19 protein-coding genes and 1 pseudogene are annotated in these 15,438 nt (G+C 60.0%); 15 read left to right on the forward strand and 5 right to left on the reverse strand.

The genetic code is table 11. The features are described 5' to 3' along the window. The first annotated feature begins 2 nt into the window (after positions 1–2). The 3 genes from FJ959_RS15645 (at position 3) to FJ959_RS15655 (ending at position 1,699) form a co-directional block, all read left to right on the forward strand. Positions 3–506 (forward strand): hypothetical protein, encoded by a 504-nt coding sequence (locus FJ959_RS15645; RefSeq protein ID WP_140630717.1) that lies wholly within the window; start codon positions 3–5, stop codon positions 504–506. Then, a complete protein-coding gene (locus FJ959_RS15650) occupies positions 506–1,282 on the forward strand; it encodes a hypothetical protein (protein WP_181171917.1) in 777 nt (258 codons plus the stop codon). The genes FJ959_RS15645 and FJ959_RS15650 overlap by 1 nt, the downstream gene beginning before the upstream one ends. A 144-nt stretch (positions 1,283–1,426) precedes the next feature. Further along, the gene (locus tag FJ959_RS15655; RefSeq protein ID WP_140630719.1) at positions 1,427–1,699 is read left to right on the forward strand and encodes a hypothetical protein; all 273 of its coding nucleotides are present in this window, start codon (positions 1,427–1,429) and stop codon (positions 1,697–1,699) included. 194 nt (positions 1,700–1,893) lie between these two features. Here the strand turns inward: FJ959_RS15655 and FJ959_RS15660 are convergent, their stop codons facing one another. Continuing rightward, positions 1,894–3,108, reverse strand: coding sequence for a hypothetical protein (locus FJ959_RS15660; protein WP_140630722.1), 1,215 nt, complete (start codon positions 3,106–3,108; stop codon positions 1,894–1,896). 247 nt (positions 3,109–3,355) lie between these two features. Here FJ959_RS15660 and FJ959_RS15665 point away from each other — a divergent pair, with 247 nt between their 5' ends. From FJ959_RS15665 to FJ959_RS15690, 6 genes are all read left to right on the forward strand, one after another. After that, entirely contained in the window at positions 3,356–3,949 is a 594-nt protein-coding gene (locus FJ959_RS15665; protein WP_140630725.1) for an SOS response-associated peptidase, read from the forward strand. A 349-nt stretch (positions 3,950–4,298) separates the two neighbouring features. Then, positions 4,299–4,601 carry a hypothetical protein gene (locus FJ959_RS15670; RefSeq protein ID WP_140630728.1) on the forward strand — a complete coding sequence of 101 codons (303 nt, stop codon included), beginning with the start codon at positions 4,299–4,301 and terminating at the stop codon, positions 4,599–4,601. Positions 4,602–5,185: 584 nt separating this feature from the next. Next, the gene (locus tag FJ959_RS15675; RefSeq protein ID WP_140630730.1) at positions 5,186–5,398 is read left to right on the forward strand and encodes a hypothetical protein; all 213 of its coding nucleotides are present in this window, start codon (positions 5,186–5,188) and stop codon (positions 5,396–5,398) included. Further along, on the forward strand, positions 5,395–5,856 hold the full coding sequence (locus tag FJ959_RS15680; protein ID WP_140630733.1) for a hypothetical protein: 462 nt from the start codon (positions 5,395–5,397) through the stop codon (positions 5,854–5,856). Before FJ959_RS15675 ends, FJ959_RS15680 begins: the two co-directional genes overlap by 4 nt. A gap of 111 nt (positions 5,857–5,967) precedes the next feature. Beyond that, positions 5,968–6,363 carry a hypothetical protein gene (locus tag FJ959_RS15685; protein ID WP_140630735.1) on the forward strand — a complete coding sequence of 132 codons (396 nt, stop codon included), beginning with the start codon at positions 5,968–5,970 and terminating at the stop codon, positions 6,361–6,363. A gap of 971 nt (positions 6,364–7,334) precedes the next feature. Next, positions 7,335–9,743 (forward strand): hypothetical protein, encoded by a 2,409-nt coding sequence (locus FJ959_RS15690; protein ID WP_140630738.1) that lies wholly within the window; start codon positions 7,335–7,337, stop codon positions 9,741–9,743. Positions 9,744–9,919: 176 nt separating this feature from the next. Here FJ959_RS15690 and FJ959_RS15695 read toward each other — a convergent pair whose 3' ends face one another. The 3 genes from FJ959_RS15695 to FJ959_RS15700 all read right to left on the reverse strand — a co-directional run bounded on the left by FJ959_RS15695 (position 9,920) and on the right by FJ959_RS15700 (position 12,142). Further along, the gene (locus FJ959_RS15695; RefSeq protein ID WP_140630741.1) at positions 9,920–10,804 is read right to left on the reverse strand and encodes a hypothetical protein; all 885 of its coding nucleotides are present in this window, start codon (positions 10,802–10,804) and stop codon (positions 9,920–9,922) included. Between the two features lie 349 nt (positions 10,805–11,153). Beyond that, positions 11,154–11,276, reverse strand: a complete 123-nt coding sequence (locus FJ959_RS32515) for a hypothetical protein (RefSeq protein ID WP_263494129.1) — start codon at positions 11,274–11,276, stop codon at positions 11,154–11,156. A gap of 38 nt (positions 11,277–11,314) precedes the next feature. Continuing rightward, the gene (locus FJ959_RS15700) at positions 11,315–12,142 is read right to left on the reverse strand and encodes a class I SAM-dependent methyltransferase (RefSeq protein WP_140630744.1); all 828 of its coding nucleotides are present in this window, start codon (positions 12,140–12,142) and stop codon (positions 11,315–11,317) included. Positions 12,143–12,326: 184 nt separating this feature from the next. Here FJ959_RS15700 and FJ959_RS15705 point away from each other — a divergent pair, with 184 nt between their 5' ends. From FJ959_RS15705 to msrA, 6 genes are all read left to right on the forward strand, one after another. Beyond that, the gene (locus FJ959_RS15705; RefSeq protein WP_140630747.1) at positions 12,327–13,064 is read left to right on the forward strand and encodes a glycosyl hydrolase 108 family protein; all 738 of its coding nucleotides are present in this window, start codon (positions 12,327–12,329) and stop codon (positions 13,062–13,064) included. Positions 13,065–13,066: 2 nt separating this feature from the next. Beyond that, positions 13,067–13,267, forward strand: a complete 201-nt coding sequence (locus FJ959_RS15710; protein WP_140499933.1) for a hypothetical protein — start codon at positions 13,067–13,069, stop codon at positions 13,265–13,267. Then, the gene (locus tag FJ959_RS15715) at positions 13,264–13,503 is read left to right on the forward strand and encodes an ABC transporter permease (RefSeq protein ID WP_140499931.1); all 240 of its coding nucleotides are present in this window, start codon (positions 13,264–13,266) and stop codon (positions 13,501–13,503) included. The genes FJ959_RS15710 and FJ959_RS15715 overlap by 4 nt, the downstream gene beginning before the upstream one ends. Further along, positions 13,488–13,688 carry a hypothetical protein gene (locus FJ959_RS15720; protein ID WP_140499930.1) on the forward strand — a complete coding sequence of 67 codons (201 nt, stop codon included), beginning with the start codon at positions 13,488–13,490 and terminating at the stop codon, positions 13,686–13,688. The genes FJ959_RS15715 and FJ959_RS15720 overlap by 16 nt, the downstream gene beginning before the upstream one ends. A 100-nt stretch (positions 13,689–13,788) precedes the next feature. Continuing rightward, positions 13,789–14,100: a hypothetical protein gene (locus FJ959_RS15725; protein WP_140500166.1), complete on the forward strand. Its 312-nt coding sequence runs from the start codon at positions 13,789–13,791 to the stop codon at positions 14,098–14,100. 182 nt (positions 14,101–14,282) lie between these two features. Further along, entirely contained in the window at positions 14,283–14,801 is a 519-nt protein-coding gene (gene msrA / locus FJ959_RS15730) for a peptide-methionine (S)-S-oxide reductase MsrA (protein WP_140630750.1), read from the forward strand. A gap of 139 nt (positions 14,802–14,940) precedes the next feature. On the opposite strand, the pseudogene FJ959_RS15735 reads toward msrA, so the two are convergent. Then, a pseudogene (locus tag FJ959_RS15735) lies at positions 14,941–15,258 on the reverse strand (hypothetical protein). Between the last annotated feature and the right edge of the window lie 180 nt (positions 15,259–15,438).

Below are 15,438 nucleotides of genomic sequence, written 5' to 3' on the forward strand. Positions count from 1 at the left end.
CCATGTGCACATTAGCCCTTCTCGGCACGGCCATCTCGGTGGGTGGCGCATTGATCGAAGGCCGGCAGCAAAACCAGGCGGCCGGTTACCAGGCCAAGGCCTACGGGCAGCAGGCGCAGGCCGATGCGCAAAGTGCCGCCTTCGAACAGAGCCAGGAGCGCCACAGGCAGGATCTGCTGCTTTCGCAGGCGCGGGCCCGGGCGGGCGCCTCCGGCGTCGGCCTGTCGGGCTCGCCGGCCGAGGTGCTGGCGGCCAATGCCAGGCAGGGCCAGCTCGACCTGAAGGCGATCCAGTACGGCTCGGCGCTGCGCCGGAACACTCTCGACAGCCAGGCGGCGCTCTCGCGCTTCTCCGGCAGGCAGGCCGCGGCGGCGTCGATCTTCAGGGCGGGCAGCAGCCTCGTGTCCGGTCTCTCCCGCCTCTACGACCCGAGCAAGGCCGTGACCTTCGGCAAGGGCGCCTTCCCACCGGCGCCGGGCGGCGCCTTCAAGGGGGGCCTCTACTGATGGCGACGATTCCTCTCCAGCTTGCCCAGCGCCGGCTCGAGGCCGGCAATGGCGTTTCCTATCCCGAGGGGTCGCCGGCCGGCAGGGCGATGCAGGATCTTGGCGACGAGCTCTCGGCCGTCGCCGAGCGCTACCGGCAGATGAAGGAGCGGCAGGAAGCGTTCGACGCGGAGTTGGCGCGCCGCCGGTTCGCCGAGCGCATCGCGCAGGCGGAAGACGAGGTGGCGGCGAATGCGCCGGCCGACGGCAGCGGCCTGCACGATGCGATGTATGGCGAGGTCGACCCGCGCAGCGGGCAGGTGGTCAAGCCCGGCCTGTTCGACACGCTGTTCGACGAGACTCTGCCTGAGATACCCGAGAGCCGGCGGGCCGCTTTCGCCAGGCAGAAGGAGCCGATGCGCGCGGCCGGCTCGCCGCGCATGGCGCAGCGGCAGCAGGAGCAGCGCGATGAGTATGAGCTGGCGGAGTGGGCGAAGGTGCAGGACGCCTCGCTCAAGGCCATCGCGGAGAGCGACCCAAGCGATGCCGCAAGCTTCGAGGCGATCCAGCAGAGCGGGCTCGACCTGGTCGCCAATATGGGTAATCCAACTGCCCGGCAAGCGGCGGAAGTGGCCTGGCGCAGCAACACGGCCAAGGCGCTGGTTCAGGCGATGATCGCCCGAGATCCGAAGCGCGCCGCCGAGAAGCCCGGCGGTTATGAACCGGCGATCGCCGACTCTACCGCCGCGCGGCGGCCACTCGGCCTCGAAAAGACCGAGCCGCTGCACCGCGACTGATTTCGCGCTGTGAACGATATCGGCCCACCTCGCCATGCAGGCAGTGTCAGCAGATTGAGCAAAATAACCATGCGGCTTCGCGCTTGGAATACTTGCGCGCTGGTTGGCGTTGGGCAATATTGCCGGCGGGCTAGGGGAGAATTTATGAAAAAATTTGCTTTGATTGCGTCAATGTTGGTTGGTTTGGTGGGGTGCGCTACACCGCCTGATAAGATTGCAGGGGTTCCGAATGCTGGCCCTTGTACGCAGGCTGACCGAGAGCGCTTGGCTGTTCTAACAAATCAGCAGAGCAAGGCTGCGACCGGAGACGCCCTTGGCGTATTTCTTATTGGCGTGCCCGTCTCTTCGCTGTCCGGAGGGGATCACGAAACGGAGATTGCCATTCTAAAAGGACGGTGCGGGCCGCCAAAAACTTAAGTCTTGGGAGTCGGGAACCGCCGGAGGCGGGCGGCATTTCCGATCGCCCTACCCGCATCGGCAATGAGCGCCGTTCTTGCTTTCGGTGCGACATGGCTCTGAGCCAGTCGCACCTTGCCCAGATCGACCGTGGCCGCTGGCGCAAGAATCCACCGTTTGCGCGGGCCCGCGTCGCCAGCCTCGCCAGCGTCTGCTCAACTGCGCTCACAGAAATAGAGAGAAACATATGGAGGAATGGTGTCTATGGCCTTGGGCTGCGACTGACCTGCGCCCTGCGGCACGTTTGGGGTGCTTTTATCCAGATCCTGGGCAGCACCGAATACGAGCCCCTCGACGGCTCGAAAGCCGCTCACTTCACCAGAGTTCAAATGCCGCCATATCAGATTTATCTCGGGAATATTTTCCCCTGCCAAAACGTATGTTGGCGCGCCTCCGGTTTTCCTGAATGTTTCGGAATTTGCACCCTGAATAAACTTGCCGTCCAGGTGCGCGTCAGCCCACCCTTCTCCCAGTTTTGTACATCCTCCTGGATCGTTCATCGCCACAATCGCCCCGTGGGGCAAAAGGAATGGACGTAGGGCTGATATCTTGCCGTCAATCTCTGACTCGATCTCCTTCTTGATCTGCTCTCTAATCATCTCGTGCCCGGACAACGATGGCACAGAAAAGCGCAATGACCGGGTGATTGTGCTGTCGCCTTCTGAAGCAAAATTAAATGCTCCGTTGGTGTCGACGTTTGCGGTCCTGGTGCACGTGAAACTAAGTTTTGATTGAGCCTCCACTATAAGACTTCCCACAACATCTTTGTTAGGCTGTTCGGTACATTTCACGTCAGCTTTGGGGTCCGACTGAATGCTGATTAATTTATATTTCCTGTTTGGCGCAGAGGAGCTGGGTTTGAAATCCATTTGAACGAAAAAAGCTGTGTTTGAGGCTGTACTCACTTCTGTCACGCCCGTGAATGCCTCAAGATCGGACTGCGCCAATATCCGCAAACAATCATCGACAAGCTGGACCGCGTATCGCGCTGAAACAGCCGTATCGACGGAGTGGAAATAGGTGCTTACATATCTTTTTCCGGTTTTACATACCGCGTCGATGGCTTTGCTGGTCCTGGAATTAACGTCGCTGGCGGAGTTTCCATAGCCGAGCTGGAATCCCGCATAACCAAACGAAGCCTGGGTGGCATCGCTCGATCCTGCCAATGTCGATTCATACCTCTCGGTGTCTTTGCAAACGTGGTCAAACTCACTGTCCACGGACTGGTTCCATTGCTCGGAATCGTTTTTGTCGACCAGCGTGCCTGCTTTTCCAGCGATGCTTTGACAAACGTCAAAATCTGCTGCGCCGCTTGGTGCTGTTGCTGCCAGAAGGACGCAGACAGATGCTGCCAATTTGAACTTTGCCATGCCAAGATCTCCCCGCTGTCTGACCCCCTTCAGCGTCTGCTCACGCAGAAAGCGTGTCAATCATGAAGTGCTAATGTAGCTAAATGGCGTAGCATGATTCCAGAGTGCATAAGCGTTCCGGCTAAAGCCGGCTTGCATCCATTCCACCAGTCGATCGGGCCGGCTTCACTTCGCTGCTGGATGTCAGGGAGAAGCGGCGAAATGGCCGTTGCCAAGAAGAAGCTGCGAACCTCACAGGGAGTCTTTCATGTGCAATGACTACGAGCAGCATGTACTCTGGGCTGAATATTGCCGGATGATGGCGTTGCTGGCGCTCAAAATCCCGACCCATCAGACCGAGCTCGACCTGCCGCAGGCGGATGATATTCGCATCAATGATCCAGCGCCCATAATGCGCGCTGCCGGAGATGGGATCGAATTGGCGTCGATGACGTTCGGATTTCCGCCGGCCGGACCGAAAGGCGGGCCTGTGTTCAACTTCCGCTCCGAAGGCCGGCAATTCGGCAATAGCAAACGCTGCCTCATTCCGGCGTCCGCGTTCTTCGAATTCACGGGCACGAAATATCCGAAAGCGAAACATCGATTCACGCTCAACGGCGCGCCATTTCTCGCCATCGCCGGACTTTGGCGGGAAGCTGTAGGCAATAAACCGCCGACCTTCACCATGTTGACGACCGACCCCGGACCGGATGTCGCGCCGTATCACAATCGGCAGGTTGTGGTGGTCCAGCCGGAGAATTGGGTGGCCTGGATCAACTTGACGAAACCCGAGGCTGATCTGTTGCGCCCGCTTCCGGTGGGATCGCTCGCCGTGGAGACGGTGCGCGCCGAGAGCTTGTAGTGGGGACGGCAAGTCCGACAGTCATTCCATGTCGGGTACATCGCCGCTGACGAACAGTGTCGTAGGCGGGCAGTTATCGCCAAGCGCGGGGCTGGCATCCGGCTCGCCGTCGCTGGCCAAATTGCGCTGCGCATACACCATCTTTGGCGATGCGCTCAATCATCGTTGAGCCGTGTATGGGCTGAGTACTGCCAGCGAGGCGCGGCATAGTAGCCCTAAAAGACGGCTTGAAGGCACTTGACAACGCTGATACAGCTACCCGAACAAACAGTAAGCAGGGTATTCGGAACGGTTTCCGGTATAACGAGTTGTTCACACAACTCGCTCAAACTGCTTGGGGGGACTGACGATGGACATGAATCTCATGACGCATAAGTTCGCGACGATCACTGTATCGCTCCTAGACCGGGAAGATGGTGGACTGCGCGTACAGAGCGACGATCTGCCGGGGCTGATCCTGTCGGGACCGGATAAGGAACAGGTCATCAATCTGATCGTACCGGCCATGTCAGCCCTGTTGCAGCGCCTCGGCTTCAGTGACTTCAATATCCACCCGACGCGCACCGTGGGTGAAATCATGGATTGTGCAAATCCGCAGAAGCTGGACATGCACGTTCAGCAGTTCGTTGTTGAATACGCAAAAGCAGCGTAATCATACTTCATGATTGCCGTTCGGCTTTTTTCTCGGGGCGAGATCGTCACTAGACTCGCGCCCTATAAGTGCAAGCACATGGCCGATTTGGGCAACGGCTTGGAAGTCTGGGAAACTGGATGGGGTTATCCGTTCACGCTCCAGTCGGAAGGTGATCGGTACGATGAATGGCAGTACAGGCGCCTTTTAGCGTCCGTCATTGCCGTAACGATGCCTCCAGACTGGATGGCCGAAAACGGCAACGGCGCGCACTAGCTCAACTGGGGTGCATTGGTGCGGTAGGTCAACGACATACGGCGCAGCGAGTATCGCATCCGACGGCCAATCGGCTACGTTCGGGGGAACTCACGTCGCCCTGTAGCACAAACATCTCGTTAGCCGCCTGCTCCGCGGCTTCAACGGCACAGATGGTGTCGGCCGCCGCGATCTTGTGTGATGCCTGCTACCCTGCGAGCGAACTTTCGGCGATCTCCTGTGACTATTCTGCCCAGAGCGAACGAAAAGAGAACATCGAGTCAAGACTGCTCTTGACGAGGAAGGAATATGTTCCTTATTCCTGAATGGCATCTGAGCAGGAAGAAGCCATGGGAAAGCGCCAGAACGCGCCGGCCGGCGAAGCTATGTCAGAACTGGAAAAGGCGGTTGAGCAGGCCATAGCCGCAGCCGGCGGCGACGTCTTGGTTGCATTGCTGAACGTCCTTGCCAGGAACAACGACCTTGAACGGGAACTGGCCTTGTCCCGGGCCGCAGTCTCGAACGGCTATTCTCGCGGCTGGCACAAGGCGCGCGTTCGATGACTGAGACGGCGGAAGACAATTTCCGGATCGAAGTCTGGGATCGAGAGGAGAAAACCCACCTCGAAACCATATGCCGATCTCCGGACGCGATGGTCAGCCAGGCAGCTTGGCAGGCGGCCATTCGGCGTCGGCCCGGAATGCTGCTGATTCACTACAACAGCCGCCATGTCATGGAGAAGATCATCACTCCGGGTGAGGTGAAGATCCCGCCGCAGACTGTGATTAACGGCAGCATTCATGCGGGGTTGGACGTTTCACTTGGCGATCTGCGCGAATGGCACATGTTGCGAGCTTGGTGCAAACGCTGCTCGCATTACGCCGAGGTGAAGCCAGCGGCGCTTATCCGGCGATACGGCAAGGATGCGCTGTTCAGCACTGTTGAGAGAGCGCTTGTCTGCACGAGCTGCGATCGAGGCGGTCCGGTCAGACTGGAGATTCACAAGGTGCCGAGGAACTGACGGGTTTGGGTCTCTCCCTCTGCGACCGCCGATTTTTGGGTTGAACCGACCACACGGTTTTGAAAGTCCCACAGCCCCGCTTTCGCGGGGTTTTTTCATGGAGCAAGCCTCATGGCTCAACCTGCAACCGCCGCCGTTCGTTTGTTGGCCGGCGAACGCCAACCGGTGCGCTTGGCGACAACTGCTAACATCGCTCTCTACGGCTTGCAGACCATCGACGCCGTGGAGGTTCAGGTGGGCGACCGGGTGCTTGTCAAAGACCAGAAGAACGCCACTCAGAATGGCATCTATACGGCAAGCGACGGCCATTGGCGTCGTCCAGCCGACACATGCGGAACTCGCGACTTGCAGAAGGGCACCACCGTTTTTGTCCGAGAAGGCGCCGTTTCGTCCCATCTCGTCTACGCCTTCGAAACAGCCGATCCGGTAATCGGCGCCGATCCTGTCGTGCTGGCCTGTCACCTGTCGGACCATATATTGGGCGAAATGGTAGGCACTGGCGATTAAAATTTAAGCAAAATGTTTCCGGATTATTCTATTCTGTTACCTGGGGGCAGTTCAGGTGCAATACAGCGGAAACACCCAGGGAACACCTTGGCATTAGGGCTGCCAGTGCACTTCGATGGCGCAGCTGGCAGCTCTGCGATGTATAATATTAGCTAGGCGTAAACTTTGGCATGTTCGTTGCACCTTACCCCTTGAGGGGGCCACAGGGGTTGGAACCGATGTATCGAAATGACACAGAACTGTTCGCGCGGGCGAACGAGCGGGGCATTACGATCTATCAACGCTCGAAAACGGTGTGGATCGCGGCGGGAAGCTACCGGGACCGCGAATATGCGGTGAAGGGGCGGACACCCGCCCTTGCGCTCGCCTTGTGGAAGGAGGCCACCAGATACAGCGGGTCGGGACTTTAGAACCTGTCCTGCCGTCTGGATGAAGCCTCAAAGGCGATCTAGACGCCCGCTACGCGACAGAACATCTGCAAAGCCGTCAGGGCGCGGGCCTCGGTCGGCTCTTCGCCTCCTGCCTGTGAATCCGCCGGCGCCGTCACCGCTCCAACGGATTTGTACCGGGAAGCGAACGGCCTTTCTTCTGCCGTGCGGTTGTCGTTTGCAGCGACGACAATCGCGGATTTTTTCATCGGAAATCACACCTTGTGGAAGCGCTGCGACATTGACGCTCCCATAGCGCAAGCCACCGCAGTGCGCGGGTGTTAACACGGCAGCCAGTCCGGGAGCAAGCCGGCATTGCTGCTTGTTCAGGAAGTGCGTGCCCAAGGACAGAAAACCGACCGCTGAATTGTCTCTCGCCTAGCCGAGCGATCGTGACCAAACTTCTCAAGGAAGAACCTGAATGACCGTGGCGCCGTGGCCGCACGGGCCAGCGCTTATCCCATCCGAACCCGTCGCCACGCCGCCAACCAACCCGAATTCCAAGCCTTGCTTTCGCGAGGCTTTTTTTATGGAGCAAGCCTCATGGCCCGACCCGCAACTGCCGCCGTTCGCCTGCTGACGGGCGAGCGCGAACCCGTGCGCCTGGCGACGACGGCAAACCTGGAGACGGTCATCGTCGACGGCGTTGCCTGGATCCTCGGCCTGAAGACGATCGACGGGGTTTTGACCGCCGTCGGCGACCGGGTATTGGTCAAGAACCAGTCGGACGCCCGGCTGAACGGCATCTATACGGCGAGCGAGGGCTACTGGTACCGCGCGGCGGACGCCCGCACCGCGCGCACGATGCAGAAGGGAACGACCGTTCACGTGCAGGAGGGGGTTGTTTCGGGTGGCTTGGTCTACGCTTTCCAGACCCTCAACCCGGTGATCGGCACGAGCGACATCGTGATCTCCTACTATCTGTCGGATGATCCGCTCGGGGATATCGGCGGAGCGCTGGCGGCAGTCATCCACATCGCGGAACTCGCGCGCGACCTGGCCCAGCAATATGCCGCCGACGCCGCGCAGGTTTCGGGCGTCAACGTGCCGATCTACGCATCCGTGGCGACAGCATCGGGCTCGACGATCGCTGCCGGCGTCAAGAGCATCAGGACCCAATTCTACGCCCCGGTCTTCACGACCCCGGCAACCCTGGTGGGCGGCGCCAACTATGCCCGCATGTCGCGCGCGGCGATCACCGCCGGCGGCTACCCGGCGCTGGCCTATTTCCGCTCCGCCGACCGTTTCATGCCGGACGGCACGACCGATGCGGTCAATGGCGGCTTTTGGGTGTTGAATGAAAGCGTCGTTGACTTACGTCAACTGGGCAGTGGGTTCGGCAACGCAGCGGCCGACACCGCGGCGCTGATTGCGGCGGTCCAGATCGTCGACGGCAAGGATCGCGGCACAATCCGCCTGCCACCAACGAATATCACGATCAACCAAACGATCGACATCGCTCTCGGACTATTCGATGTTGAAGGCTTCGGCCGCGACGTTTCGACCATCACAAGCGCAATGATCAATGGCGCGCCGCTGTTCCGTCTGGTCGGCCACACATTGCGGCTCGGATTTCGCGATTTTAAAGCGCTTGGCAATCAATTGACCGGGGCCGCCGGCAACGGCCATGCCTTCGCGCTATGGGATACGGATGGTTTTCAAAGCGGCTCTGCACTGCCGCAGGGCGTCGTCATGGAGCGCATCTGCATCGACGGCTTCCGTGGCACTGGGCCAGAGGGGGGGCCGCTCGACAGCTTGGGCACCATCGCGGCTTGTGGTGTCAACAACAAGGGCGGCCTCGGCTGCACGTTCCGTGACATCGAGATACTTCGGTGTGGCGGCGGCATGTACATGGGCTACACCCAAAATTGCCTCATCGACAGCCCGCTCTTCTCCCAGATCGACCGTTTCGGCATTCTCGATTACCGTGCGGCATCACTTCGTATTCAGAACGGCGACGTGCAGGACTGCTGTGGCGACGGCACAAATCTGACCGTTCCAGAGGCGATGCCCTGCGCCAACATTATCTCTTTCTTTGGCAATGGGACGATCATCGAAGGGGTGAAGACGAAGGGGGCCGGTGGCAACTGCCAGATTTATGTCGTCCACGGGGCTGGCATCAAGGTCGATAAAAACTGGCTCCAAGTCTACATGCTCAACGATGTGCCGCACAACGGCATCATCATCCATAGGACGACTGGCTTCTCTTGCGACAACAATACGTTCGCGATGTCTCAGTCTACCTATGTGGCTAGTCAGAAAAACCAGGGCATTCAGATCACCAACGATCAGGCCAACGACCCGGTGAGCGGATCGGTGCGCGGCAACCAGTTTACGTTCTCTCCAGGCATGGGTATCTCGTCCTTCATTCGCATCGGGGCACCTTCAGGCAATCGCCTGTTCAGCGGCTTGATTGTGGAGGGGAACGTCTTTGGCGGCTTCCTCCCACCGAGCTCCGGCCTCACCGTCGACAACGGCATTCTTGTGGAGAATGCCAAGCTTATCGGGTGTCGTATTGCTAACAACGTCTTCGATGCCACAAACGGAGTGACGTTCACCAACGGCATCCGCTTTGCCAACGTCACCGATGGCGGCAAGAACTGGCTCGCGGGCAATGCGATGAACCTTAGCCTGGGCACGATCACCACGCCCTTCAACGGCATATCTGAAAGCGAGCTCCGCACCATTGGACAGGTATTCCTCAATCCGACGCCAGGCATCCCGACGGGGACAAGTCTGACTGTGCAGGTTGCCGTACCAGGTGCCGTTCGTGGTGACTTGGTAACGGGCATTGGATTTAGCGCCGACCTGCTGGGCTGCACGATTAAGTACGCCGGGGTCGTCACCGCTGACATTGTCGACATAATCATTGCAAACGATACAGGGGTAACGAAGGACCCTGGCAGCGGCGTGATGACTGTTGTGGTCCGCAAATGGCAGTTCGGAGGCTAATCAACGGATCAACGAATCACCAAAGAACATAGCCAGGAGGTTGCCGGCGACCATCAACCAGAAGAAGGCTTGGAAAAACGCGTTCCTCCAGACTAAGCCGAACACCTCGACACATGCAATCCGCCAACGATCTCCTTCGGCAAGATACTGGTGGGCCATCCATCGCAAGGTTTTCATTAGAGAATACCTTTGGCCCAATAGCCGAAGAAAACAACCTGTGACGCGAGAGCCGCAATTAGTGTAAGGCGGCGCCAGTGAAGATCGGGAATGCTGGAGATTGCAACCGCAAGCGCTGGAATCGCAAGAGCGACGAACCGGATGCCATTCTGATTGTAGAGGTACATCCCGAAGCAGAGTGATGAAGCGAGAACTACAACAAACGCGGCAAACTTCCTGCTGAACAGGTGATCAAAGAAGAGGAAAGGGACAGCATACGCCGTTACCATCATCGTCAGCAGGAATCCGCTCGTAGTAATTTCTATCGTCGCTCGCCTGTCGCCGATCGAGCCCAGAAGGTAGCTTTTGAGGATGGTCACGGCGACAACTATGGCCGCTATATAGCATGTCGAAATTAGCACATGTCGGCGCCCGCAAATATCGGAGCCCGTGATAATTTGGCCCACTGCGAACGCGCCGGCAAAGACCAGAACCGCAGAATGAATAAAGGGTGCAATTCCCACCAATGCATATTTGACCAGGCGCCATGGCAATAGGAGGGCCAGATAGATTGCGGCCATGGCGACAGCCGATCGTACTTGAGAGAATACGAGATCGATTAACTGAGGGTGGATTAGCAAAAGGATGTAGGCTGGGGACGAGGCTTTGACTGCCACGTAGACGCTGATGACTACCAAGGAGATTAAGGTCAGGATAGAAAAGATGCTGGCTAGTTCGAAGCTCTCTTTGAGAGCGTAGATACCCTTCCGCCAAAGGTATTCTTGGGCATACCAATCGATCAGTGAAGCGGTATCAGGAGAAACATAGTATGCCCTTTTGTCGAAATTCTGGATGTAGTTCTGCAGATCGGGAAATGGCGTTCCTCTGACCATCACCCAGTTCACCATCCATATGCACAGGGCAACCGCTACGCCGATCGTGGGCTTTGTCAGTCTTTGTAGCTTCCCCATAGTCTGACGAGTCTGGGAGGCATACGATTGGTTCACCCACATTTCATGCCCGACGCGCCAGCATAGTCTTCTCTCAAAGTGTTCGTCTTGAGTTGCAATTTTCTAACCATGTGCGGTCAGGCGCGCAAGGCGATCTTAAGTTTGACACACATCGACAATTATCGCTGGTGGACAGAGCGGTAGCTTTCCAACCTAAACCAAGCCGAGCCGGCGATTGAAACCCATGGCCGCGCGGTCAGGCTCAATCGCTGGGTGGCGCGCTAGGTCGGTTTCTTGCGCAGGATCAGCAATGCTTCGTCGCCATCGGGAAGTACTGCACCTTCAGGTAGTCATCGGCCGCCATGGGGCTGATATCGATGTTCCGGCGCATGCCGAGATAAAGCCTGCGGGCGATATTTCTGAGCAAGGTCTCGCCTCCGATGGTTTATCCGGGCTGTCGTCTCGTCACCGCCTGATGCCCCAGGCATAGGTTCTTTGCTTGGACGCGTTCAGACGGCGCACCTCGTACCGGCCCTGCCGCTCGATCTCGGCGACCGCTTCGACCACGCCATCGAAGGACCCTGGCGTGACGTCGTCGAATACGACCATGTCGCCCTCGCGCTGAACGCCCGAAACGCAGCGATGCTCGGCCAGCACGTTCTTCCTGGTGTGCTGCGCGTCGATGAAGGCGAAGTGGATCCGGTTCACGCCGACCCTGGGCAATTGAAGGAGTGAATCGCCTTGCAGGAAAATGATCCGGTCGGCCAGCGGCTGCCACGGCCGAAGCAGTTCGGCGCGCGACTTCCTGCCGTCATGGTCGTCGATGCAATTCCAGTAGAAGCGATGATGGTGCGGCAGGACGTCGAGCGTGACGACATGCCCGCAGGCGCCGGCATCGGCGAGTGCCTTGGCCATGCAGATCGCGGAGAAACCACGCGCGGTGCCGGTCTCGACGACGGTGGTGAACGGCCTTGGGCTGTCGGCCAACTGGCGGCGAAGAAGACTGTAAAGCACCCGCCCGTGCGGGTAGGCGAGCGCGCTGGTCTTGATGGTGATCTGGGTGTGGAGGGCCAGTTCGTCGAGCCAGTCGCGATCGACGGCAAAGCCGGTTTCGGCCTCGAGCCTGTCGATCTCAGGGAATGAGACGCGCCGGGTGGCTTCGAACAGCCTCAGATATTCCTCTTTTGGGGCACGCGGCGCCGAGCCCAGCGGGTCGACGTTCCAGCGGCGATCGATGGCGGCCGACAGCCTGTTGAAGGCCAGGCGCCGCGCGGCGCCAACAAAGTCTCTCATCCCAGACCTGTTCGTCCCAAAATTGTATTTTTTCTAACCATGCGCCGGCCGGCGCGCAAGGCGACCTCCGGTTTTGACGCACTGCAAGTAGGCACCGAGGCGCGCGCAACGGCGACTATCCGCACCCCTGTGCTGCCGGCGATCACCCACTCACCTCATCCACCAAGAAATCGAAAGGGATATCATGGACCGCAATTTTACGCGGGCGCTTGCGCTCGTCCTCAAATCCGAAGGCGGCTGGTCGGACAATCCGGCCGATCCGGGCGGCGCCACCATGAAGGGCGTCACGCTCGCCAATTTCCGCCGCTACGTGAAGGCGGATGCCGCCAAGGCGGATCTCAGGAAGATCAGCGATGCCCAACTCGCCACGGTGTACCGCCGCTTCTACTGGGATGCGGTGGCTGGCGCCGAGTTGCCCGACGGCGTGGATTACGCGGTGTTCGACTATGCCGTGAACAGTGGGCCAAGCAGGGCGGCGAAATATCTTCAAGCAGTGGTCGGCACCGCCCCGGACGGCCGCATCGGGCCCGAGACGCTCGCTGCCGTCGGTTCCAGACCGGCCGCCGTCGTCATCGACAATCTCTGCGATGCCCGCCTGGCTTTCCTGAAGCGGCTTCCGACCTGGCCGACTTTCGGCAAAGGCTGGTCGAGGCGGGTCGGATCCGTCCGCGCACAGGCGCTGCTGCTGACGGCTGTCGGGGCAGGCGAGGCATCGGCCACGCGGCCAGATCCTGCACCGGCCGCTGCTGCGGCGGCGCCGGGCGGCGCTGCTGCCGTAGATGCCGTCGAACCGGTCGCGGCGGCGCCTGCCGGCGCCAACATCCCAGCTGCCACCAAGGCGGGCGGGATCATTGTCGCGTGCCTGCTCGTCGCCTACGCCGCCTGGCACCACATCGCCGCCGCCTTGCAAGGAATGTTCTGATCATGGCCACCACAACCCAGCCGACCATCCGCCCGACCAACAAACTGACGGCCGCGACCATCGCCGCCGCCGCCGTTTCGATTTCCGGCGTCTTCGTGCGCAATGTCTGGCCATCCTGGTACGATGCCGAGACATGGGCCACGCTGCTGCCGCTAGCCGTCTTTGCCGTCGGCTATCTCGTCAAGGACGCGCCAAACCAATGAGCGCGCTCCTCTCCTTCCTGCTCAGCAATTCGACCGTTCTCGGCATCGGCGCAGCCATCGTCGCTGCGTTTGGCTGGGGTGTTCGCCAGCGGCTTGCCGGCGAGCGCGCCGAACGTAGTCGGCAGGCCGCGGCCGAGGCGGCGGCGCGCGACGTCGCCGACCAGGTTGACAACGACATCGGCGCGCTACCCGCCGCCACTGCCCGAAAGGAGCTCAGGTCATGGGCAAGGGATTGATTGTCGCAGCGGCCGCAGCACTTGTCGCGGTAGCCGGCTGCACCACCGTCACCGGCGGATTTTGCGCGGTCTCGAGCCCGCTGCGCTTGTCCGCATCCGCCGTCGCAGCACTGTCGGATGCGGAAGTCCGGACGCTGCTGGCGCACAACCGCAAGGGCGAGAAACTGTGCGGGTGGAAGCCATGACGATCGTGTTGCCGCTCGATTCGGGCCCTGCTGCTCGGGGACCGCTCATCTTCGGTGCCGGATCGGTCATTCTGTTTCCTGATCGCGAGACAATGAAATGATGCATGATCTTTTCGACCTGCTCGGTATCAAGGTGCCGGTGGTGGTCGCCGGCCTTTCTGGCGGCATATTGCGCGCGCTGTCGCGCCACCGCTACAAACCGCGCGAGATGGTGGCCTCGCCGATCTGCGGCGCGCTAGCCGCCGCCTATCTGACGCTGCCCGTGGTCCAGTATTCCCGCGCCATGGGCCTGCCGATGGCCAATGACGACACCACGACCCTGGCGGCCGCATTCCTCATCGGCGTCTGCGCGATGTGGATATCGGATATCGTATTCGAGGTCGTGGTGCGCAGGTTCAGGCCTGGGGAGTGACGCCGCGCGTCCGTGGTGATCGGCAGCAGGACGCGCCCATCGACTGGACGAAGCCGACGACAATGCCCATCTATGGGAAATCCTGGAGCGGCTGTCATAGCGCCGGGCCTCCAGTTTTATCGTGCGCAATTCCGACGGAAACGGCTACAACCTTTCCCGGAGTTGCTTTGGGGAGATTTGATATGGCGACTTCAAGCGAACGCGCGGTGCTTGCCGGCGGCTGTTTCTGGGGCATGCAGGATCTGATCCGACGCATCCCGGGCGTCCTGTCCACGCGCGTCGGCTACAGCGGCGGCGACGTGCCTGATGCCACCTACCGAAACCATGGCACCCATGCCGAAGCCATCGAGATCAATTTCGATCCCGCCAGTGTGAGCTACCGTACGCTGCTGGAGTTCTTCTTCCAGATTCATGATCCGACGACACGCAACCGCCAGGGCAACGATGTGGGGATGAGCTACCGTTCGGCGATCTACTACACCACCGATGAGCAGAAGCGCGTCGCCGAAGACACTATCGCCGACGTCGACGCCTCGGACCTGTGGCCCGGCAAGGTGGTCACCGAGGTGGCTCCGGCCGGCGCGTTCTGGGAAGCCGAACCCGAGCATCAGGACTATCTGCAGAAATACCCGAACGGCTACACCTGTCATTTCGTCAGGCCGGGCTGGAAGCTGCCGGTTCGCGAAAAGGCTGTTTCGTAGACGGCGCCCGAACCGAGACGAAGGCCGATGGCGGTTTACGTCTCAGGCGCCTGCCTGTTCGGCGAGGGTGAAACATAAAGAGACGGAAACGCCACGGAACAGACGCCCCGTGGCGTTCTCCAGCAGTTTCGGCGAATGGCTACTTGCCGCAATGCTTGTCGTTGACAGTCGGCGAAGCGGTGCCCGGAGCGGTGTGGCTGGCATCCGGCTGAGCACCTTGTGGGCTGGCCGGACAGTTCCGGTCCGCGTTCGAATTCATGCCGTCGGGCATGACGGTCGTGCTGCCGGTCGTGCCAGGATCCACCGTGTTCGGCTATGCCGGCGTGTTCGGGTCGACCGTGACCGACTGGCCGCTGCCGGGCCCATTATTGGCGCCGTTTCCGCCAGCACTTTGCGCCATCGCCGAAGTCGCGAGACCAATGGTAAGAGCCGAAGCTGCGAGGATTTTCATGAGCATGGTTTGTCTCCATTTCTGTGAAGTCTTCGCTCGTTTCCACGAAGTTCGTCGCGTTTGCGACTATAGGGACAACCACTCGTCGTGGCTAAGGTTCCGGACAAATTTCCCTCAAGACCGGGCCCGACGGAACCGCCCATAAATCAGGCCTGGCGCAATGCATTTCCGGCGATGGTCCTGAAA

Origin of the sequence: Mesorhizobium sp. B2-2-4 (assembly GCF_006442375.1) — a bacterium.
In the GTDB taxonomy this organism is placed as follows: domain Bacteria; phylum Pseudomonadota; class Alphaproteobacteria; order Rhizobiales; family Rhizobiaceae; genus Mesorhizobium.